Origin of the sequence: Pectobacterium fontis (assembly GCF_000803215.1) — a bacterium.
GTDB classification, from domain to species: domain Bacteria; phylum Pseudomonadota; class Gammaproteobacteria; order Enterobacterales; family Enterobacteriaceae; genus Pectobacterium; species Pectobacterium fontis.
The window spans coordinates 96153-116657 of record NZ_JSXC01000030.1; the positions used below are offsets into that span (position 1 = coordinate 96153).

The 20505-nt window shown below is 51.3% G+C and carries 21 protein-coding genes; 6 read left to right on the forward strand and 15 right to left on the reverse strand.

Annotated features, from left to right (window positions below):
• Positions 1-178: 178 nt before the first annotated feature.
• The 3 genes from OI69_RS09780 to yfbV form a co-directional block, all read right to left on the reverse strand.
• Positions 179-835: a sugar phosphatase gene (locus OI69_RS09780; protein WP_039349400.1), complete on the reverse strand. Its 657-nt coding sequence runs from the start codon at positions 833-835 to the stop codon at positions 179-181.
• A gap of 21 nt (positions 836-856) precedes the next feature.
• The gene (locus tag OI69_RS09785) at positions 857-1351 is read right to left on the reverse strand and encodes a YfbU family protein (RefSeq protein ID WP_039349403.1); all 495 of its coding nucleotides are present in this window, start codon (positions 1349-1351) and stop codon (positions 857-859) included.
• Positions 1352-1516: 165 nt separating this feature from the next.
• A complete protein-coding gene (gene yfbV / locus OI69_RS09790) occupies positions 1517-1972 on the reverse strand; it encodes a terminus macrodomain insulation protein YfbV (protein ID WP_039349407.1) in 456 nt (151 codons plus the stop codon).
• Between the two features lie 429 nt (positions 1973-2401).
• Here yfbV and ackA point away from each other — a divergent pair, with 429 nt between their 5' ends.
• The 3 genes from ackA (at position 2402) to OI69_RS09805 (ending at position 6989) form a co-directional block, all read left to right on the forward strand.
• The gene (ackA, locus tag OI69_RS09795) at positions 2402-3604 is read left to right on the forward strand and encodes an acetate kinase (RefSeq protein ID WP_039349411.1); all 1203 of its coding nucleotides are present in this window, start codon (positions 2402-2404) and stop codon (positions 3602-3604) included.
• A 79-nt stretch (positions 3605-3683) separates the two neighbouring features.
• A complete protein-coding gene (pta, locus tag OI69_RS09800) occupies positions 3684-5822 on the forward strand; it encodes a phosphate acetyltransferase (protein ID WP_039349415.1) in 2139 nt (712 codons plus the stop codon).
• A gap of 306 nt (positions 5823-6128) precedes the next feature.
• Complete coding sequence (locus OI69_RS09805; protein ID WP_039349417.1) at positions 6129-6989, forward strand: DUF817 domain-containing protein; 861 nt, start codon at positions 6129-6131, stop codon at positions 6987-6989.
• A gap of 81 nt (positions 6990-7070) precedes the next feature.
• On the opposite strand, the gene yfcD is transcribed toward OI69_RS09805, so the two are convergent.
• Together yfcD and yfcE are read right to left on the reverse strand one after the other, a co-directional pair.
• Complete coding sequence (yfcD, locus tag OI69_RS09810; RefSeq protein WP_080752631.1) at positions 7071-7721, reverse strand: NUDIX hydrolase YfcD; 651 nt, start codon at positions 7719-7721, stop codon at positions 7071-7073.
• A gap of 124 nt (positions 7722-7845) precedes the next feature.
• Positions 7846-8397 (reverse strand): phosphodiesterase, encoded by a 552-nt coding sequence (gene yfcE, locus OI69_RS09815; RefSeq protein WP_039349421.1) that lies wholly within the window; start codon positions 8395-8397, stop codon positions 7846-7848.
• A gap of 249 nt (positions 8398-8646) precedes the next feature.
• On the opposite strand from yfcE, the gene yfcG reads away from it, so the two are divergent.
• The 3 genes from yfcG (at position 8647) to OI69_RS09830 (ending at position 10692) form a co-directional block, all read left to right on the forward strand.
• A complete protein-coding gene (gene yfcG / locus OI69_RS09820) occupies positions 8647-9273 on the forward strand; it encodes a GSH-dependent disulfide bond oxidoreductase (RefSeq protein ID WP_039349424.1) in 627 nt (208 codons plus the stop codon).
• A gap of 124 nt (positions 9274-9397) precedes the next feature.
• A complete protein-coding gene (gene folX, locus OI69_RS09825; RefSeq protein ID WP_039349427.1) occupies positions 9398-9769 on the forward strand; it encodes a dihydroneopterin triphosphate 2'-epimerase in 372 nt (123 codons plus the stop codon).
• A 17-nt stretch (positions 9770-9786) separates the two neighbouring features.
• The gene (locus OI69_RS09830) at positions 9787-10692 is read left to right on the forward strand and encodes a TIGR01777 family oxidoreductase (RefSeq protein ID WP_039349430.1); all 906 of its coding nucleotides are present in this window, start codon (positions 9787-9789) and stop codon (positions 10690-10692) included.
• 52 nt (positions 10693-10744) lie between these two features.
• Here the strand turns inward: OI69_RS09830 and hisP are convergent, their stop codons facing one another.
• The 10 genes from hisP to accD all read right to left on the reverse strand — a co-directional run bounded on the left by hisP (position 10745) and on the right by accD (position 20343).
• Positions 10745-11518: a histidine ABC transporter ATP-binding protein HisP gene (hisP, locus tag OI69_RS09835; RefSeq protein ID WP_039349432.1), complete on the reverse strand. Its 774-nt coding sequence runs from the start codon at positions 11516-11518 to the stop codon at positions 10745-10747.
• Positions 11519-11534: 16 nt separating this feature from the next.
• On the reverse strand, positions 11535-12251 hold the full coding sequence (locus tag OI69_RS09840; protein ID WP_039349435.1) for an ABC transporter permease: 717 nt from the start codon (positions 12249-12251) through the stop codon (positions 11535-11537).
• Positions 12244-12933 carry a histidine ABC transporter permease HisQ gene (gene hisQ, locus OI69_RS09845; protein WP_039349438.1) on the reverse strand — a complete coding sequence of 230 codons (690 nt, stop codon included), beginning with the start codon at positions 12931-12933 and terminating at the stop codon, positions 12244-12246. Before hisQ ends, OI69_RS09840 begins: the two co-directional genes overlap by 8 nt.
• Positions 12934-13061: 128 nt before the next feature.
• The gene (locus OI69_RS09850; protein WP_039349441.1) at positions 13062-13841 is read right to left on the reverse strand and encodes a lysine/arginine/ornithine ABC transporter substrate-binding protein; all 780 of its coding nucleotides are present in this window, start codon (positions 13839-13841) and stop codon (positions 13062-13064) included.
• Positions 13842-14253: 412 nt separating this feature from the next.
• Positions 14254-14826, reverse strand: coding sequence for a UbiX family flavin prenyltransferase (locus OI69_RS09855; RefSeq protein WP_039349444.1), 573 nt, complete (start codon positions 14824-14826; stop codon positions 14254-14256).
• 146 nt (positions 14827-14972) lie between these two features.
• Complete coding sequence (gene purF / locus OI69_RS09860) at positions 14973-16490, reverse strand: amidophosphoribosyltransferase (RefSeq protein ID WP_039349447.1); 1518 nt, start codon at positions 16488-16490, stop codon at positions 14973-14975.
• A gap of 21 nt (positions 16491-16511) precedes the next feature.
• A complete protein-coding gene (cvpA, locus tag OI69_RS09865) occupies positions 16512-17012 on the reverse strand; it encodes a colicin V production protein (protein WP_005969889.1) in 501 nt (166 codons plus the stop codon).
• Positions 17013-17306: 294 nt separating this feature from the next.
• Positions 17307-18062, reverse strand: a complete 756-nt coding sequence (dedD, locus tag OI69_RS09870; RefSeq protein WP_039349450.1) for a cell division protein DedD — start codon at positions 18060-18062, stop codon at positions 17307-17309.
• The gene (gene folC, locus OI69_RS09875) at positions 18052-19320 is read right to left on the reverse strand and encodes a bifunctional tetrahydrofolate synthase/dihydrofolate synthase (protein ID WP_039349453.1); all 1269 of its coding nucleotides are present in this window, start codon (positions 19318-19320) and stop codon (positions 18052-18054) included. Before folC ends, dedD begins: the two co-directional genes overlap by 11 nt.
• A gap of 105 nt (positions 19321-19425) precedes the next feature.
• A complete protein-coding gene (accD, locus tag OI69_RS09880; protein WP_039349456.1) occupies positions 19426-20343 on the reverse strand; it encodes an acetyl-CoA carboxylase, carboxyltransferase subunit beta in 918 nt (305 codons plus the stop codon).
• Between the last annotated feature and the right edge of the window lie 162 nt (positions 20344-20505).

A 20505-nucleotide genomic window follows, 5' to 3' on the forward strand; every position in this document is an offset into this window, starting at 1 on the left:
ACGGTTCGTTCCCCTGATGGAAAATGGATGGTGAAAAGTGTGGATTCTGCATGCCATAAAACGCAGTCAACGCACATGCAGCTTGAAGTATGACGGGTATAGTCTGCCATAAAAAAACCTCGCGGATGCGAGGTCTGATCATATTTAGTCACAGTTTTGTCATTATGTTACAGGCGACTTACTGGCACAGAAGCACCTTAGCGCCGTTCGGTAATTTTTCTATTTCTATTTGCTCCAACGAATTCAGGATCAGATCGACCTGATCCAGTTTCGGCGTACCCGCAGGTGCCTTCACCGCAATAACCTGACAGCCAGCGGCCAGACCCGAGAGTATTCCCGCAGGCGCATCCTCAACGACCACACACTCTTCCGGCTTCAGCCCTAACTGCTGTGCGCCAAGTAAATAGGCATCGGGAGCAGGTTTACCTTTGGCAACCTGCTCAGCGGTAATAAAAGCGCGAGGGGCAGGCAATTCACCACGGTGATGACGTGCGCTGGCAATCGGCACCGTGCCAGATGTCACAATCGCCCAGGGAATATCCAGTGCATCCAAACGATCCAATAGCGCCTTCGCCCCAGGCATGGCAACAATACCCTGCGTGTCAGACGCTTCTGTTTGCTCCAGCGCATCAAACTCTTGTTGAATCGTTTCTTCGCTTTGCCCTTGAAGAAAGTGACGCAGGGAGGTGATTGCCTGCTTGCCATGAATAAAATCCAGCACTTCCTGTGGTTCAATAGCGTGATCTTTTGCCCAGTTAATCCACGCACGTTCTACAGCAGGTAGTGAATCAACTAGCGTCCCATCGAGGTCAAACAGAAAACCTTTACACTCCACAGAAAGCCCCTTCCTTATTAATCAAGCATTGATAATCTGTGCGATCTCCACCGCACTCAAGTGATACTGGCGTGGGCAAGATTGCCAGACAGCCAGCATTCTGTTGTATTTTTCCCACATTTTCGTCTGAGCGTTAAATCCGTGCGTACCCGCATCAAAGTGAGGATAGCGACCTTCGACATGTACCATAAAGCGTACAAAACCGAGGTAGCGTGCTTCCGTAGCGGCATCAAAGCCCAGAAAAATCAGACGTCGCTCATCCAAATCCTGCTTATCTTTCAGGTTGGTCCACGACACCTGCAAAGCATGGTGCATTTCCATGACGTTAATAATGGTGCGACACACCTCTTCCGTCAGCTCACCAAATTCACGATCCAGTTCGCGCATCTGCAAACCATAGCCACGCTCAATGATCGTTTGTAACCGGCGATAGCGCTCCGCGTTGTCGGGATCGAGCATCGTCATCATTTTGTATTGGTTTGAAAGGATCAATCTCTGGGCATTCGTCATTTCCATGTTGCTCTCCTGAACCCTCTTTGGTGTAAGCCAATGTCGCTAAATAGGTATTAACCGCAGAATCGCATACTGAATCGTGTCACGGTAGTGGTAGACAACGCTTCTTTGATTTGAAACAGGGGAAAGAACAAAATAGCCATCAACCCTCACACAGCCTGACGCCGATCACAAATCATCAAGGAAGGTTTTATCAAGCTGATTAAATGCGCGCTTCAGCACATCCGCCAACGTTTGGTAAGTAGGGGCATCTTCTAACGGAGCTAATGCCTGACCTGACTCCAACAGTTTATGACGAATCTCATGGAACCATTGTGCCAACGTTGGCGGTAACGGCGTAACAGAGCGTCGCCCCAGCCACCAAAGCCCCTGCAACGGCAGGCTACAGGCAAATAGCGCCGTGGCAATGGCCGGGCCAAGCTGACCACCGAGCGCAATCTGCCACGTTAAGGTGAACACCGCCAATGGCGGCATAACCCGAATACCGAACCGCGTCGCTCGCATCATACGGTTTTCAGGAAAGACGGGGGCCAGTTGCTTTTCTGCTGGCCACGTCTTCATGTAATGCTGTCCACGTTGGAGTAACTGTAGCCAACTGATTCTACTGTCCGGTTTCGTTGCCATAGCTACACCTCAACTTTGCAGATAAAAAATAAAACTTTTGAACAAATCAACAACTCAAGTTGATAAGGTTAAAATATATTTTGTGTTTACCCTACGCTATCGGTATCCTAAATCGGCCTTTTGGCCGCTGTATACCTAAAGTAGTATGACTACACGCAAGGAGTATAATTCCCTTCGCGACATAAGCGCAGCCAACGGCCATAACGCGGTTATCCATCGCTTTAAAAGCTGCGGTTTACATCTGGTCGATGTCACCGTGTTGTATAGATTATGCGATATAACATACGTCATAGTATCGACCCTATTTCATCATCGTGTTTGGTGTATCACACCAAGGCATGATGTTAATCATAAATGCCAGCGGCGACATGCGATACGCTATGTCCTGTATGACATTTTTTTAACCCTGTATAACAAGTAGGTACTTCCATGTCGAGTAAGTTAGTACTGGTTCTTAACTGCGGTAGTTCATCCCTGAAATTCGCCATCATCGATGCGATTAACGGAGAAGAGTACCTGTCTGGTTTAGCCGAGTGTTTCCACCTGCCTGAAGCCCGCATCAAATGGAAAATGGACGGCGGTAAACAAGATGCCGAACTGGGTGCTGGTGCGGCTCACAGCGAAGCGCTGAACTTCATCGTCAACACCATTCTGGCTCAGAAACCAGAGCTGTCAGCTCAACTGGTTGCTATCGGTCACCGTATCGTTCACGGCGGTGAGAAGTTCACCCAATCCGCGATCATCACTGCTGACGTTCTTCAGGGTATCAAAGATTCCGTTCCTTTTGCACCTCTGCACAACCCGGCGCATTTGATCGGTATCGACGAAGCGCTGAAATCGTTCCCGCACCTGGCTGATAAAAACGTCGCTGTTTTCGACACTGCGTTCCACCAGACTATGCCGGAAGAATCCTACCTTTATGCACTGCCGTACAAACTGTATAAAGAAAACCACATCCGTCGCTACGGTTTCCACGGCACCAGCCACTACTTTGTTTCTCGTGAAGCCGCTAAAGTGCTGAACAAACCAGTAGAAGAGCTGAACGTCATCACTTGTCACCTGGGCAACGGCGGTTCCGTTGCGGCAATCCGTAATGGCGAATGCGTTGATACCTCTATGGGTCTGACACCATTGGAAGGTCTGGTGATGGGTACGCGCTGCGGCGATATCGATCCAGCAGTGATTTTCCACCTGCATGATGCACTGGGCATGAGCATTGAACGCATCAACACCCTGCTGACCAAAGAGTCTGGTCTGCAAGGCCTGACGGAAGTGACCAGCGACTGCCGCTACGTTGAAGATAACTACGAGACGAAAGCCGACGCTAAACGTGCAATGGACGTTTATTGCCACCGTCTGGCTAAGTACATTGGTTCCTACGCGGCACTGATGGAAGGTCGTCTGGATGCGGTGATCTTCACCGGTGGTATCGGTGAAAACGCGGCAATGGTTCGTGAGCTGTCACTGAAAAAACTGGGTCTGCTGGGCTTCGATGTCGATCACGAACGCAACCTGGCTGCACGCTTCGGTAAGGGTGGCAACATCGCTAAAGATGGCACCCGTGCGGCGCTGGTTATCCCGACCAATGAAGAGTTGGTCATCGCCGAAGACGCTTACCGTCTGACCGCGTAAAACACGTAACTCCCAACACCGTCAGCTAAGGCTGACGGTGTTGTTTTTGACTAACGAGCAACCGTAAAGAGGTTAAGCCGTGTCCCGTATAATCATGTTGATCCCCACTGGCACCAGCGTTGGTCTGACAAGCGTCAGCCTGGGTGTCATCCGCTCTATGGAACAAAAAGGCGTTCGCCTGAGCGTGTTCAAACCTATCGCCCAACCTCGCAGTGGCGACAATACGCCAGATCAGACGACCACCATTATTCGTGCGAATTCCGCTATCAGCGCCGCCGAACCACTGGCGATGAGCCGCGTAGAAGCCCTGCTGAGTTCCAACCAGCAAGACGTGTTGATGGAAGAAATCATCGCGCGCTACCACGAAAATACCAAAGACGCTGAAGTCGTTCTGGTTGAAGGCCTGGTTCCTACTCGTAAGCACCAGTTTGCTAACGCGCTGAACTATGAAATCGCCAAAACGCTGAACGCAGAAATCGTCTTCGTACTGGCGCTGGGTAACGATTCTCCGGCACAGTTGAAAGATCGTATCGAACTAGCGCGTTCCAGCTTCGGCGGCAGCAAAAACAAAAACATCACTGGCGTGATCATCAACAAACTGAATGCGCCAGTAGACGAACAGGGTCGTACTCGCCCTGACCTGTCTGAAATCTTTGATGACTCCACAAAAGCCAGCGTTGCTAACATCGATCCGAAGCAACTGTTCGCTAACAGCCCGCTGCCAGTGCTGGGCTGTATTCCATGGAGCTTTGACCTGATCGCGACGCGTGCCATCGATATGGCGAAGCATCTGAATGCCCGTATCATCAACGAAGGTGACATTCAGACGCGCCGCGTGAAGTCTGTGACCTTCTGCGCACGCAGCATTCCTCATATGCTGGAGCATTTCCGTCCGGGTTCATTGCTGGTGACCTCCGCCGATCGTCCTGATGTTCTGGTTGCCGCGTGTCTGGCTGCCATGAACGGCGTGGAAATAGGTGCCCTGCTGCTGACTGGCGGTTACGAAATGGATCCGAGCATTGCCAAGCTGTGCGAGCGCGCCTTCCAGACTGGCCTGCCTGTATTTATGGTCGACACCAACACCTGGCAAACCTCACTCAGCCTGCAAAGCTTCAACCTTGAAGTACCGGCTGATGACCGTCAGCGCGTTGAGAAAGTACAGGAATACGTCGCACGCCACATTGATACCCAGTGGATCGATTCCCTGAGCGCAGAATCTGAGCGTTCACGTCGTCTGTCTCCACCCGCGTTCCGCTACCAGCTTACCGAACTGGCACGCAAAGCAGGCAAACGTATCGTTCTGCCAGAAGGTGATGAACCACGTACCGTTAAAGCCGCCTCTATCTGTGCTGAACGCGGTATCGCACATTGTGTGTTAATCGGTAATCCAGAAGAGATTCAACGTGTTGCCGCTGCTCAAGGCGTGGAACTGGGCAAAGGCATCGAAATTGTCGATCCGATTGTCGTTCGTGAACGCTATGTCGCACGTCTGGTTGAACTCCGTAAGAGCAAGGGCATGACCGAAGTGGTTGCGCGCGAACAGCTCGAAGATAACGTGGTTCTGGGTACGCTGATGCTGGAACAGGGCGAAGTTGATGGTCTGGTTTCTGGTGCCGTTCATACCACCGCGAACACCATTCGTCCTCCACTACAGTTGATCAAAACGGCACCGGGCAGTTCACTGGTCTCTTCTGTGTTCTTCATGTTGCTGCCTGAGCAGGTGCTGGTTTATGGCGACTGCGCCATCAACCCCGATCCGACCGCAGAGCAACTGGCTGAAATCGCGATCCAATCTGCTGATTCCGCTACCGCATTCGGTATCGACCCACGCGTTGCAATGATCTCTTACTCCACCGGTAACTCCGGCGCGGGTAGCGATGTTGAGAAAGTGCGTGAAGCCACCCGTCTGGCGCAGGAAAAACGTCCTGATCTGGTCATCGATGGTCCGTTGCAGTACGACGCCGCCATCATGGCAGACGTTGCACAGTCCAAAGCACCGAACTCACCGGTTGCGGGTAAAGCCACCGTGTTCATCTTCCCTGACCTGAACACCGGCAACACCACATACAAAGCGGTACAGCGCTCTGCCGACCTGATCTCCATCGGGCCAATGCTGCAAGGCATGCGCAAACCGGTTAACGACCTGTCTCGTGGCGCACTGGTAGACGACATCGTTTACACCGTCGCCCTGACCGCCATTCAGGCGACACAGCTCTAATCTGTATCCTAAATAATTCGAGTTGCTTGCAGGCGGCAACTGCACGAATCCCCAGGAGCTTACTCAAGTAAGTGACTGGGGTGACAAATCTGCTGGGAGCAGATTTGAACGCTGCTTGCAGCGGCCCTTTAGGGCGAGGCCCACGACGGGCCGAGTATTTAAAGGAAGCCAACGCACAATCAGCTTGAATATATTCAGATTAATTCTGTTATCTTCTATGCCAGCCTAAGTGCTGGCATTTTTATTGCCATCCGTACGAAAAATCATACCGGCAAGCGCCAACATAACCATAAACAGGGTCTATGGATGACTGTAATACGACGATTGGATCAACACTTTCAGCAACAGTTGAAAAAAGGGATCACACCTTCATCACCAACAGGACTCACCCGTTTTTTTATTGAGTTTCTTTATTTTGGCATCAAAGAAGCCCGTGCCTGCATCTTCGTTGGTCTGTTCTTTCTTGCCGTTTTTGGCGTACCCAAAACGGGGTGGTTCTCTATCCCACGCTATGATTTGCTGCTGATATTCGCCGTTCTGATTCAGGGATGGATGCTCGCCAGTAAACTGGAAACCTGGGACGAGTTAAAAGCGGTCACGCTGTTTCACCTCGTTGGGTTTGCACTGGAGGTATTTAAAACTTCATCCGGTATTCGTTCCTGGTCTTACCCTGATTTCGCCTACACCAAGGTATTGGGTGTACCGCTGTTCGCCGGATTCATGTACGCGTCTGTCGGTAGCTATATCATCCAATGCTGGCGGCTGTTCGATATTAAAATTCGCCACCACCCACCCTATTGGTTGGCAACGTTAGTCGCGCTACTCATTTACACCAATTTCTTCACCCACCACTACATCGGCGACTATCGCTGGTACATTGCCGCACTGGCCGTTGGACTCTATGCACGTACCACCGTCATTTTCACACCTTATGATCGGGAACGACGAATGCCGCTGTCATTAGCTTTTATTTTGATCGGCTTTTTTATCTGGCTGGCTGAAAATATCAGTACGTTTTTCAGTATCTGGCGCTATCCCGAGCAGCTTGGTGCCTGGTCGATGGTTCACGTAGGGAAATGGAGTTCGTGGGCTTTGCTGGTGATCATGACGTTCACCATCGTGATTTATCTGAAGGACATCAAAAAGAGTATTCATGTTCCCGAATGATAAATAGCAGGTCATCATTTAGAAATAGAGACGCCGCTACGTGGAAAGCAGCGGCGTGGCAGGGATTTAGCTGATATAGGATTATTTCTGTGGATCCGTCTCCGATGGTGCGGCGTTGCTGCCGTTTTCATCATTACCGTTCTCACTATCAACAATAGATGTCGTACAGGATTCTACGGCTTCATCCAACTTACGTGAAATCGGCTTACCATATTCCCGATCGCTATAGCGCGTCAGCCACAGCGACAGGGCTTTCAGCGAATCCGGCGTAAATTCATCGCAGCGTGCAGTGATCTCCTGCGGCGTCAGCCAGCTAACTTCATCGACTTCTTCTTCCTGTAGCGCAAACGGCCCGTGGGTGACACAGCTAAACAACGCGCCCCACACCCGGCAATTCTCGCCTTCATAGTAGAACAAGCCGTGCTCTGCGAACGGCACGCCAGCAATACCAAGCTCTTCTTCAGCTTCACGACGTGCAGATTCCAGCATCTGTTCGCCACTTTGCACCACGCCACCAGCGGTCGCATCCAGCCAGCCTGGATAGAAATCTTTGATCTTGGTCCGGCGTTGTACCAGAATTTTGCCCATGCCATCATGCACGACAATGTAAGTGGCACGATGACGAAGACTCTGAGCACGCATCTGCTGACGACTTGACTGAGCAATTACCTCGTTGTTTTCATTGACGATATCAACCCACTCTGTGCCTGCTGCCTGACTTTGTTCCGCCATCCTCTGAAACCCTTTAGTATTGGCACGTTGCTACGTGCATCTGTTTTAAAATTATCGATATTTGCTGTGAATATTCCCTGCTGCCTTGCCATTATTCAAGGTTAAAAACAGGGTATACGCTAAATTAGTGCCTAATCGCGACCTGCGCAATAGGCTCACCGCCATGTAATGGCACAACCTGCAACGCGTCTTCTGCAAGTAAACCGTAGCTCGCGGGGTATCCCCCTTTCGGCAAGCTCACTGAACCGGGGTTAAAAAAATAATACTCACCGCGCTGCTCAGCAATCGGGATATGGGTGTGTCCATAAACCAGTACATCTCCCGCGTGTAACGGTGGTAAATTCTCTGGATGATAAAGATGACCGTGCGTCAGGAAAAGACGCTGGTGCGGCAAGAGCACATGTTGCCACGGTGCCGTTATCGGAAAACTCAACAGCATCTGATCAACCTCGCTGTCACAATTTCCCCGCACAGCAATGATACGTGATGCATACGCGTTTAACCGGGTAGCCACGTCACCCGGCTGATACTTATCCGGCAATGGATTACGTGGGCCATGATTGAGAAAATCACCCAGCAAAATAAGCCAGTCGGCATGGCTCTGCTCGAAAATGTCCAGTACGCGATCCGTGCTGCTGAGAGAACCATGTATGTCAGACGCAAACATCAACTTCATCGCTTATCCCCACAACATTTCATCCACACTATTTCTATCCGTCATCGGAAATAGTCTACCAAAGTTGGCGGCTCGCTTCCGGTAAAGATCGTGCAACAATGCGCGCTATCGCTTATTTTTTATTCGCAAAAGTGATAGGGTAAGAACCCGTTCTTCAATACGCTATTCTGACAGCACATCGCTTTCTCAGGCGATCAACTGCCATACAGTTCCATGATATTTTTCGGAATTAAAACGGAGACTTGATTCATGATTGATCTGTATTACGCACCAACTCCTAACGGACACAAAATCACCCTGTTTCTGGAAGAAGCGAATCTCCCTTACCAACTCCACCGCGTGAATATCAGCAAAGGCGAACAATTCAAGCCAGCGTTTCTGGCTATCTCGCCTAACAATAAGATCCCTGCCATTGTCGATACACAGCCAGCGGAAGGTGACGCCCCTATCAGCCTGTTTGAATCCGGTGCCATCCTGCTGTATCTGGCGGAAAAACATGGCGTGCTGTTGAGTGATTCATTACGTGAACGCACAGCTACGCTACAGTGGTTGTTCTGGCAGGTCGCGGGTTTTGGGCCAATGTTGGGGCAAAACCACCATTTTAACCACTACGCTCCCAAGCCCGTGCCTTATGCCATTGAACGCTATCAACAGGAAACACAGCGCTTGTACGGCGTGCTGGATAAACATCTGCAAAGCAGCCCATGGTTAGCCGGAGAACATTACAGCATCGCCGATATCGCGACCTATCCATGGGTTGTTTCTTATGCTCGCCAGCGCATCAGTCTTGATGATTATTCCGCGGTGAAAGCATGGTATACGCGCATCAGCGAACGTCCGGCAACACAGCGAGCTTATCAACTCGCCGAGCAGTAAAATTCTGATCTCATCTCGTTCGGCCTTTGGGTATCTTCTGTTATGGTAATCAGCCTATTATTGTTAACAATACCTTAGATACTGCGGTTTATTCGCAGTCACAGAAGCAACCGAGGGCCGCGCAATGCCACATCACCATGCTGATGCCATTATTCGTATAAAGAATCTGCGCCTGCGTACCTTCATCGGTATCAAAGATGAAGAAATCACGAATAAGCAGGATGTGATCATTAATGTTGTCATTCACTACCCAGCAGAGCAGGCACGCAATAGCGAGCATATCGCCGATGCGCTGAATTATCGCACCATCACCAAAAACATTATTCGCCATGTAGAAGATAACCGCTTCGCTTTGCTGGAAAAATTAACACAGGATGTGCTCAATATCGCCCGCGATCACGAATGGATCACCTATGCTGAAGTAGAAATAGATAAACCATTTGCCCTGCGATACGCCGATTCGGTTTCCATGACCCTGCGTTATCACAAGACATAACAATATGGGAGCGCACGATGCAACTACTCATAACCGGTGGAACGGGTCTCATTGGTCGCCATCTTATCCAGCGATTGCAACTGCTTTCTCATCACATCACGGTACTGACACGCGACCCTGAGCGTGCCCGGCGCGTGCTTGGCAAGCAGGTAGAGTATTGGTCAACGCTGAGTAATGTCACCTCGCTGAACGACTTTGATGGCATCATCAATCTGGCGGGTGAACCTATCGCCGACAAACGGTGGACGCAGCAGCAAAAACAGCGTCTGGCACAAAGCCGCTGGAGCATCACCGGGCAACTGACCGCGTTGATAAAGGCCAGCAGTGAACCACCCGCCGTTTTTATCTCTGGATCGGCTGTCGGGTATTATGGCGACCAGGGGGACGCGCTGGTCACGGAAGATGAATCCCCAGTCGATGAATTCACACACCATCTGTGCGCCCGCTGGGAAGCCCTGGCGCAATCCGCCGAAAGCGACCGAACCCGAGTGTGCCTGCTACGTACGGGCATTGTGCTGTCAGCGCAAGGGGGAGCACTGGCCAAAATGCTGCCGATCTTCCGCCTTGGGCTTGGCGGGCCGATGGGGTCTGGCAAGCAATACATGCCATGGATTCATATTGATGACATGGTTAACGGCATTCTCTATCTGCTGGATCAGCCGATATTGAGAGGTGCCTTCAATATGGTTGCGCCCTATCCGGTTCATAACGAACAATTTTCCGCCACGCTGGCACACGTATTGGATCGTCCCGGTTTTCTGCGAGCACCGGCTTTCGCGATCAAATTACTGATGGGAGAAGCCTCAACGCTGGTACTGGGCGGGCAGCGCGCCATCCCACAGCGGCTGGAAGCAGCAGGGTTTGGTTTCCGCTTCTTTGAACTGGAAGAGGCTCTGAAAGACGTCATCAAAAAACCGGGTTGACTCATTGCTGAGAGTGAAGCGTTTGGGGCTGATAACCATCAGCCCGCAAAACCTACTTCAAGGCACCCGACAAAAACTGCTGCAAACGCGCACTTTTCGGGCGACCGAAAAGCTGGTCTGGCGGGCCTTCCTCTTCAATCACGCCCTGATGCAAGAAAATGACGTGGCTGGAGACATGGCGGGCAAACTCCATTTCATGTGTCACCACCACCATCGTTTTTCCTTCCTCCGCGAGCTGCTGCATGATGCGCAGTACCTCACCGACCAATTCAGGATCGAGTGCCGATGTCGGTTCATCGAATAGCAACACTTCAGGCTCCATTGCCAGCGCCCGCGCAATAGACACGCGCTGCTGCTGACCACCAGAGAGATCTGACGGGTATTTCTGCTGGGCAGAATCAATAATCCCCACCTTATTCAGATAGAACACCGCCCGCTCACGCGCTTCCGCTTTACTGAGTCCTAACACCTGAATCGGCGCTTCCATCACGTTCTCCAACGCCGTCATGAAGCTCCACAGGTTGAAATGCTGAAACACCATGGTCAGACGGGTTCTCAGCATCTGAAGCTGCTTTTTATCGAACACCTTCAACTGTCCGTCCGTGTCGCGCACCATGCGAATTTCCTGATCGCTGACGTAAATCGCCCCTTCGCAAGGTTTTTCCAGAAAATTAATGCAGCGCAGTAAGGTACTTTTTCCTGAGCCGGACGACCCAATAATGGAAATCACGTCACCTGCTTTTGCCTGCAATGAGATCCCTTTCAACACCTCATGCTGGCCATAACGTTTACGCAGTTCCGTCACCATCAATTTATTATTCGACATGCTTTTTTTCCTGCGTTTAATGAGATGAACGGGTATCAAGATGACGTAACCAGTGCCGTTCCGCCTTTCTGAACAGCCCGATTAGCACAAATGAGATCGCCAAATAGATAACCGCGGCAATACCGAACGCATAAAACGGCTGGTAGGTTGCGGCGTTGATGTCACGGGCAATCTTCAGAATATCCGGTACGGTCACGGTAAAGGCCAACGCCGTCGAATGCAGCATCAGAATGACTTCGTTGCTGTAGGCTGGCAACGCAATACGTAGCGCCCCCGGCAAAATAATGCAGCGATATTGCTTAAAACGGGAGAAACCGTATGCTCTGGCAGCTTCAATTTCCCCGTGTGGTATCGATCGGATTGCTCCCGCGAAAATTTCTGTGGTGTACGCGCAGGTATTGAGTGCCAGCGCCAAAATAGCGCAATTCAACCCACTGCGAAAAAAGGCATTCAGCAGATCGGTGCCACGAACAATTTCCAGACTATATACGCCAGAGTAAAACACCAGGAGCTGTACATAAAGCGGAGTACCGCGAAACACATAGGTAAATAGCCAAACGGGAAGGCTGAATCGGCGTCGTGGCGATACGCGGGCAATCGCCAACGGCAGCGCCATTATCCCGCCAATGACTACCGAAGAAATCAACAGCCAGAGCGTCATCGCCAATCCGGTCAGGCGGTAGCCATCGCTCCACAGTAGCGGCTGCCAGTATTGTTGCAGGATCTCACTCATAATTGATTTTCTTGACTCCCTGCGAATAGTGCTTTTCCAGCCACCACAGCACACCGTTAGAAACCGTGGTAAAAATCAGGTACATCGCCCCGGCAACCAACGCAAAATAAAATGGTTCGTGTGCGCCCTTGCCTGCCAGTTGCGTCGCCTTAATCACATCATTCAGGCCAAGCAATGACACCAGCGCTGTCGCTTTCAGGATCACCTGCCAGTTATTGCCAATGCCCGGCAGGGCGAAGCGCATCATGGACGGAAACAGAATGCGGCGGAACACCTTCATGGGAGAGAAACCGAACGCGACGGCGGCTTCGATTTGCCCGCGCGGTACAGCGAGATAGGCACCACGAAACGTTTCCGTGAAATACGCGCCGTAAATAAAGCCCAGCGTAATAATCCCGGCTGTCAGCGGATCGATGTCAATTTGTTCCAATCCTATCGATTCCGTCATGCCGTTTAAGGCAATTTGCAGCCCATAGAAAATCAACAGCATCAGTACCAAATCGGGGATGCCGCGGATCAATGTGGTGTAGCAGGAAAAGCACCCTGCCAGCAGACGATGGGAAGATAACTTAGCCGACGCGCCAATCAGGCCGATAATCAGCGCCAGCAGTAGCGAACTCACCGCCAGCTCCAGCGTCATGATGGCACCATCCAGTATCAACTGGGAATAGCCATAGAGCATCAATGATATCCGTTGAAATAGCGGTTAAAGCACATAGCGTTATCAGTCAGGAGAACGACACGGGAGGAACGTTCCCGTGTCGTATTGCCCGGTGATACCGCGACACAATATGAACAGTAATAACGAAATTAGCCGCCGTAGACGTCAAAATCGAAGTATTTTTTCGCGAAGGTATCGTAAGTGCCGTCTTTGCGCATATCTGCAAAGGCTTTATCCAGCGCCGCCTTCAGCTCAGTATCTGCTTTACGCAGCCCCATACCGGTGCCAACCCCGAAGAATTTGTCATCTTTTACCGCCGGGCCAGCAAACGCGTAGTCTTTACCCATGTCGAGTTTCAGGAAACCTTCACTTCCTGCCACTTCATCCTGAAATGCGGCATCGATACGACCAGCGGTCAGATCGGCGTAGATCAGATCCTGATTTTGATAAGCCACAACTTCAACACCTTTTGGCTGCCAGTTCGCGTTAGCAAAAGCCTCCTGTGTTGATGCCTGCAATACGCCGACGCGCTTGCCCCCCAGAGAAGCCAGCGTTGGCTCAATGCTCGCCCCCTTCTTCGCAATCAAACGCGCGTTAGCCGCATACAGCTTCTCGGTGAAAGCAATTTCCTGCTGACGTTTTTCAGTGATGGACAGAGAAGAGATGATGGCATCAATTTTTTTCGCCTTAAGGGAAGGGATTAACGCATCAAAGTCACTTTCCACAAACGTACAGTTAGCCTGAATACGCTTGCACAACTCTTTCGCCAGATCGATATCAAACCCCACCAGTTCACCACTGGCGTTTTTGGATTCAAAGGGAGCATAGGTAGGATCGGTGCCGATTTTAATATTCTTAGGGATCTCCGCCAGCGCGCTGCCCGCAGCCAGAATGAGTGCCAACGGCAAAACTTTGATCAGTTTTTTCATATTGCTACCCTTATCATGAGTGATGGATGTCGTGTGTCGTCAATGTCGGAACAGATATCGATTTATTACTTAAAAATGAACGATATGAGTGCTATTCGTTTCTCACGCCGACTATTACCATTTCCATAGCAGTTTTCATGCCACAATGAACGTAAGGGCGTCGTCACTCCACCCTAGACAGGGCCGATGAAAATTAATGAATAACCATTTGATTATGAAATATTTTTCCAATAATTTTTTGGCAGATAACAATCAGAACAGATAACAATGCCATGAACACTAAAAACCAAATGCACCATTTAAGTGCTTTTGTGCGCAAAATTGGTGCAATGTGATAAAAAGGCACAAAAAAAGGGCAGTGAAGGTTTACCGCCCCAAGAGAAGAAAATAGCGCATGTTGGCGTCTATCCTGCTACGACGCACCTTGCCAGCGGGTAAAAAGATCTTTCGGCAACTCGATATCAAACTGGTCCAAAATGCGGTTCACCGTCTGATCGACAATATCCTGCACACTTTCTGGGCGATGATAAAACGCAGGCACCGGTGGCATAATGATCGCCCCCAGCTCAACGGCAGCGGTCATCAGCCGTAAATGCCCTAAATGCAACGGCGTTTCACGCACGCCCAGCACCAAACGACGGCGCTCCTTCAGCACCACATCTGCTGCACGAGTCAACAGGTTGTCGCTGTAGCTATGCACAATGCCGGAAAGGGTTTTTATCGAACAGGGTAAAATCACCATCCCCGCTGTTTTAAACGATCCTGAGGAAACACTCGCCGCAATATCACGCGTGTCATGCACCACATCGGCCAGCGCCTGTACGTCACGCAGACTAAAATCCGTTTCTAACGCCAGCGTCTGCCGGGCTGACTGACTCATGATCAGATGTGTTTCAATACCTTCCACCGTCTGTAATATCTGTAGTAGACGGATGCCGTAAATCACCCCGCTGGCACCGGAAATCCCTATAATGAGTCGCTTCATGTTTACTGTTCCTGATCGCCGCGGAAAAATCATCTATGCCGACTGTGCCGGATTACATAGGGATAAGCAAGGATAAGCACCGAACGACAAAGGGGAAGACACTTTCGCGTCTTCCCCTTCAATACAGCCTTACGTACAGCGAGCCGTTAGCCTTCGTTGTGCAATTCCAGATCTTCGACTTCATTCTGGCTACGCAACGCTTTGGCATCATCGTTACGCAGTATTTCCAGATAATCCAGATAGCCCTGATCGACATCCTTCGTTACGTAAACCCCGTTGAACACCGAGCATTCAAACTGAGTAATATCTGGGTTATCTTCACGCGCCGCTTCAATCAGATCGTCGAGATCCTGGAAAATAAGCGCATCAGCACCAATCATCTTACAGATCTCATCCACTTCACGACCGTGGGCAATCAGCTCATTAACGCTTGGCATGTCGATGCCATACACGTTAGGGAAGCGAATTTCCGGTGCCGCAGAGGCCAGATAAACACGTTTAGCTCCTGCTTCACGCGCCATCTCCACAATCTGCTCGGACGTTGTACCACGCACGATGGAGTCATCCACCAGCAGTACATTTTTGTCACGGAATTCGGCACGGTTGGCGTTCAGCTTACGACGCACCGATTTCTTACGCGCCTGCTGCCCTGGCATAATAAAGGTACGGCCAACATAGCGGTTTTTCACAAACCCCTGACGATACGGCTTGTTGATAATGCGCGCGATTTCCAGCGCGATATCACAAGAGGTTTCAGGAATAGGGATCACAACATCAATATCGAGATCTTCCCACTGGCGCGCAATCTTTTCACCCAGCTTCTGGCCCATGCGAACACGCGCGCTGTAGACCGAAATTTTATCGATGAAAGAGTCAGGGCGAGCGAAGTAGACATACTCGAACAGACAGGGATTGCTCTTTGGATTCTCTGCACACTGACGGGTAAACAACTGCCCTTTTTCCGTAATGTAGATCGCTTCTCCCGGCGCCACATCGCGTAAAAATTCGAAGCCCAGCGTATCCAGTGCGACGCTTTCTGACGCCACCATATATTCGCTGCGGCCATCTTCCAGATCGCGCTTACCGATAACCAGAGGACGAATGCCGTTAGGATCGCGGAACGCCACCATGCCATGCCCGATAATCATGCCAACACAGGCATAGGCACCGCGAATTTGCTGGTGCGTCGCAGCAACGGCCGCAAAAATATTATCGGCTTCCAGCGGATAATGTTGGAAACGATCCAGCTCTCTGGCAAAGATATTCAGCAGAATTTCAGAATCAGACGTGGTGTTAACGTGACGACGTTCCTGCTCAAACAGCTTTTTACGCAGTTCGTGGGCGTTAGTCAGGTTACCGTTGTGAGCCAACGTGATACCGAACGGAGAGTTGACATAGAAAGGTTGTGCTTCCGAGGCGCTGGAACTGCCTGCGGTTGGATAGCGCACATGACCAAGCCCCATGTTGCCCTGTAAGCGTTGCATGTGCCGCGCTTCAAACACATCTTTCACCAGGCCATTGGCCTTACGCAGGCGAAAACAATTAAAGGCATCGATGGTTACAATACCCGCTGCATCCTGCCCACGGTGTTGCAACACCGTTAACGCGTCATAAATCGACTGGTTGACCGGTGTAAAACCGGCGATACCGACAATACCGCACATGGTGTCTTTTCCTCATCAGCGCTACCGCAGCGATAAATGCTGCGGCAAGAAACTTGACGTGCTTTGCAGGTAGTCAAAAAACCACCTGATAATATAACTGAACTGCGGGATTAACTGGGACTGCTTCCAGTCATCACTTTGTGAAAAACCGGTGAACGTATCCAGAAAGAATAGCAGTGCGGAAACGATCAGCACCCCGCGTAGCGCACCAAAACAGATGCCCAGTACGCGATCGGTGCCAGATAGCCCGGTACGTTCAACCAGCGAACTAATCACATAGTTAACGATAGCGCCCACAATCAATGTTGCAATGAACAGAATGGCAATCGCAATGCCGTTACGTACCAGCTCATCATCAAAACGGGTGAAGTAGACCGCAAGGTAAGCGTAGTAATGGCTGGCAACAAAAAAAGCACATCCCCAGGTTACTAACGACAACGCTTCACGAACAAACCCCCGGATCAGGCTAACCAAAGCCGAAAATCCAATGATGCCAATAATGACGTAATCAACCCAAACCATGAACGATCCTAATAATGAACGATGCTACCGATTAGCCGCTACGTCATCCTGTTCGCGGCGCATTCTAACAGAAAAAGAAAACGTTTGCGTAGCGTATTTCCGTCGATTTCATCAATAGATAATCAGGCGAAAAAACTGACAATCGCTCATGCCTGATTCTATTAACTATCAACATCTCAACGCGAATACGGGGAGAAACATCACACTGGTGAGCATCATCCCCGCAACCGACTTCTGTTTATTTACGTGACTGACAGCAGACAGCCCGCCACATTATTCTCATACCCTGCAACCTTAACGAACGGAATACGCACGCACCTGTCCACTTAATCCGCTAAGCTGTTTCAGTTCACCCAGTGAAGACTCCAGCTTTTGCTTCGATGCATCCGGCCCCACGTAAATACGGGTGATTTGCCCTGAAACTGGCGTTGACGGCACGGTATACGCGCGATAGCCAGAGAGACGCAATTTGGCGACAATCTCATTCACCTTATCCGCGTTTTTCAGCGCACCGAGCTGCACAATGTAGGCTTGTCCGACAGGCGCTTGCGGCGTCGACGGTGTCTCAGGTTTCACTTCCGGCTTGGTTTCCGGTTTAGGCTCTGGCTTCGGTTTCACTTCTGGCTTCACCTCAGGTTTTGTCTGAGGCTTCTGCGTCGCTGGCGTTGTCGTCTGAATCGGCGGCCGCTCAACGACCACTGGCGGTGCCGTCATGGCTGGCGCAGTCGTGGCAGGGTGGGAAGAGGGTGGTGTCTGCGTAGGGGATTCGGGCACAGTCGTTGCAGAGGATGTCTTTTCAGGCACCTCAACTTCTGCGCTATCCTGCATCGCCGCCTCCGCGCCTTCCGGTGGCTGGTTTGGCTGTGACGGATTTAGCGCAGGTAGCGATTCCATCTCATTGCTGTCTCCCGGTTTTGGGATCAGCGGGATCGACGCAAATTCGTCTTCGTAGTGCTTCTTTTTACCGTCCAGCAGGCCGGGTAAGACGATCACACCCAGCGCGACCAGAATAACCGTACCGACCAGACGATTTTGAAATTTACTCGCCATTCGCCTTCTCCTCATCCCGCGCTTCCATGACATGCGCTACCGTATGAAAAGATCCACACACAATGACGATATCCTGATCCGCCGCCTCGGACATCGCCTGCCGCCAGGCCGCCACGACATCGGGGAACGATTGGCTGCGCGTCAGGTGCTCAGCAATCTGCTGCGCCGTTGCGCCACGCGGCCCTTCCAGCGGCGCGCAATACCACTCATCCACCAACGGCATTAAGTGCGCCAGCGTCCCGGCGATATCTTTATCTGACAGCATACCGATGACAGCCCGCACTTTTCCGGTTTTTGGCAGTTCGGATAAGCGATTTGCCAGATAGGCCGCCGCATGAGGGTTGTGTGCTACATCAAGAATCAATCGCGGCGATGCCTGCACGGTCTGAAAACGACCGGGTAACGCGGCGTGCTGTAAGCCCTGTCGAATCGCCTCTTCGCTCACATTGAGTGAAGAATAGTGCAGTGCCGCCAATGCCGTCGCGGCATTAGCCAACGGGACATTGGGTAATGGCAGACGCGATAACTCGCGTTGCTTATCCTGCCAACTCCACGTCTCACGCTGCACCGAGTATTCCCAGTCGCGCCCACGGCGGCGCAAATGCGCTCCTTTCTCCGCGGCAACATCGGCAATCGTTCCCGGCATCTCTGGCTCACCGACGACGGCAGGTTTACCCTGGCGAAATATTCCGGCTTTCTCGCGACCAATGCTTTCCCGATCGTTCCCGAGCCAGTCGGTATGGTCGATAGCAATACTGGTTACCACGGACACATTCGCATCCACAATATTCGTGGCATCCAGACGCCCACCTAATCCGACTTCCAGAATGACCACATCCAGATTCGCCTGCTTGAAGAGTTGCAGAGCCGACAATGTACCGAATTCAAAGTAGGTGAGCGATATCGCTCCCCTGCCTGCTTCAATATCCGCAAACGCCTGCGTGTGCTGCGCCTCAGACAGTTCCTTACCCTGAATACGCACCCGTTCGGTATAGCGAACAAGATGAGGCGAGCTGTACACGCCAACCCGCAGCCCAGCGGCCAGCAGAATGGATTCCAGCGTACAGCAGGTGGTTCCTTTGCCATTGGTGCCCGCGACGGTGAAAACCGTTGCAGCAGGCTGTAGCAGTTGGAGATGTTCAGCAACCTGCTTAACGCGTTCCAGACCTAAATCAATGGCCTGAGCGTGCAGGTGCTCAAGATAATGAAGCCACGTAACCAAAGGTGACGTGGCTTGAGGTATTTGAAGAGTATCCATGAGTCCCGTTCACTGGCTTACGGTTCATTGCGGGCTGAGCGTGCGTGTGTTTACCCGGTCGGAAACGACGTAGTCGAGTAGCACACGCCCAGCCCATCATGTCAATTATGCGTCATCCTGTGAGGCTTCAGACGGCGCATCGCTGCGGATTTCCACATCATCGTCGCCCGGTTCTGGATGGTTAGTCAGTTTGGCAAGGATAGTGGCCAGCTTGTAGCGCATTTCCGGGCGACGAACGATCATATCGATCGCCCCTTTCTCAATCAGGAATTCACTGCGCTGGAAGCCCGGCGGCAGTTTTTCACGCACGGTTTGTTCGATAACGCGTGGGCCGGCAAAACCGATCAGCGCTTTCGGCTCGGCAATATTCAAGTCACCCAGCATCGCCAGACTCGCGGAAACGCCGCCCATAGTGGGGTCAGTCAGCACAGAGATGTAAGGCAAACCACGCTCGCGCATTTTTGCCAATGCCGCACTGGTTTTCGCCATTTGCATCAGCGACATCAGCGCTTCCTGCATACGCGCACCGCCACTGGCGGAGAAGCACACCAGCGGGCAACCGTCTTCCAATGCCTGCTCAACGGCACGCACAAAACGCGCCCCCACGACAGACGCCATTGAGCCGCCCATAAAAGCGAACTCAAACGATGCGGCCACAACCGGCATGCCGTACAACGTGCCTTTCATGACGATCAGCGCGTCTTTCTCATCGGACTGTTTCTGCGCAGAAACCAGACGATCTTTATATTTTTTGGAATCCCGGAATTTCAGGACATCCTTCGGTTCCAGTTCGCTTCCCAGTTCGACAGTGTTTTCTTTATCCAGAAAAGCCTGTAGGCGGGCGCGCGCGGAAAGACGCATATGGTGATCGCACTTCGGGCAGACCTCCAGATTGCGCTCTAATTCAGCACGATAAAGAACCTGACCGCAGCTATCACATTTTGTCCAGACCCCCTCAGGGATGTTCGCTTTACGGGTCGGCGTGATATTGCTTTTGTTAAGAATTCGTTCAATCCAGCTCATTGATAACCTTTCTGCTTGAACCTGGCAAATGCCAGTCCGCTGTTCATGTTATTCCTTGACAACATTGCCAATGAAAAAATGCCTGAGACGCACGACAATCGCGGTACTAAGGCATCGGCACCAAGGATGTTCCCAAGAACAGACCATAAATGCTGCCCATTA

Bases quoted from the DNA above. Each gene is read 5' to 3' on its own strand.
- OI69_RS09785 (WP_039349403.1), bottom strand. From the start codon at position 1,351: ATGGAAATGACGAATGCCCAGAGATTGATCCTTTCAAACCAATACAAA.
- yfbV (WP_039349407.1), bottom strand. From the start codon at position 1,972: ATGGCAACGAAACCGGACAGTAGAATCAGTTGGCTACAGTTACTCCAA.
- ackA (WP_039349411.1), top strand. From the start codon at position 2,402: ATGTCGAGTAAGTTAGTACTGGTTCTTAACTGCGGTAGTTCATCCCTG.
- OI69_RS09805 (WP_039349417.1), top strand. From the start codon at position 6,129: ATGACTGTAATACGACGATTGGATCAACACTTTCAGCAACAGTTGAAA.
- yfcD (WP_080752631.1), bottom strand. From the start codon at position 7,721: ATGGCGGAACAAAGTCAGGCAGCAGGCACAGAGTGGGTTGATATCGTC.
- yfcE (WP_039349421.1), bottom strand. From the start codon at position 8,397: ATGAAGTTGATGTTTGCGTCTGACATACATGGTTCTCTCAGCAGCACG.
- yfcG (WP_039349424.1), top strand. From the start codon at position 8,647: ATGATTGATCTGTATTACGCACCAACTCCTAACGGACACAAAATCACC.
- folX (WP_039349427.1), top strand. From the start codon at position 9,398: ATGCCACATCACCATGCTGATGCCATTATTCGTATAAAGAATCTGCGC.
- OI69_RS09830 (WP_039349430.1), top strand. From the start codon at position 9,787: ATGCAACTACTCATAACCGGTGGAACGGGTCTCATTGGTCGCCATCTT.
- hisP (WP_039349432.1), bottom strand. From the start codon at position 11,518: ATGTCGAATAATAAATTGATGGTGACGGAACTGCGTAAACGTTATGGC.
- OI69_RS09840 (WP_039349435.1), bottom strand. From the start codon at position 12,251: ATGAGTGAGATCCTGCAACAATACTGGCAGCCGCTACTGTGGAGCGAT.
- hisQ (WP_039349438.1), bottom strand. From the start codon at position 12,933: ATGCTCTATGGCTATTCCCAGTTGATACTGGATGGTGCCATCATGACG.
- OI69_RS09850 (WP_039349441.1), bottom strand. From the start codon at position 13,841: ATGAAAAAACTGATCAAAGTTTTGCCGTTGGCACTCATTCTGGCTGCG.
- OI69_RS09855 (WP_039349444.1), bottom strand. From the start codon at position 14,826: ATGAAGCGACTCATTATAGGGATTTCCGGTGCCAGCGGGGTGATTTAC.
- purF (WP_039349447.1), bottom strand. From the start codon at position 16,490: ATGTGCGGTATTGTCGGTATCGCCGGTTTTACACCGGTCAACCAGTCG.
- cvpA (WP_005969889.1), bottom strand. From the start codon at position 17,012: ATGGTTTGGGTTGATTACGTCATTATTGGCATCATTGGATTTTCGGCT.
- dedD (WP_039349450.1), bottom strand. From the start codon at position 18,062: ATGGCGAGTAAATTTCAAAATCGTCTGGTCGGTACGGTTATTCTGGTC.
- folC (WP_039349453.1), bottom strand. From the start codon at position 19,320: ATGGATACTCTTCAAATACCTCAAGCCACGTCACCTTTGGTTACGTGG.
- accD (WP_039349456.1), bottom strand. From the start codon at position 20,343: ATGAGCTGGATTGAACGAATTCTTAACAAAAGCAATATCACGCCGACC.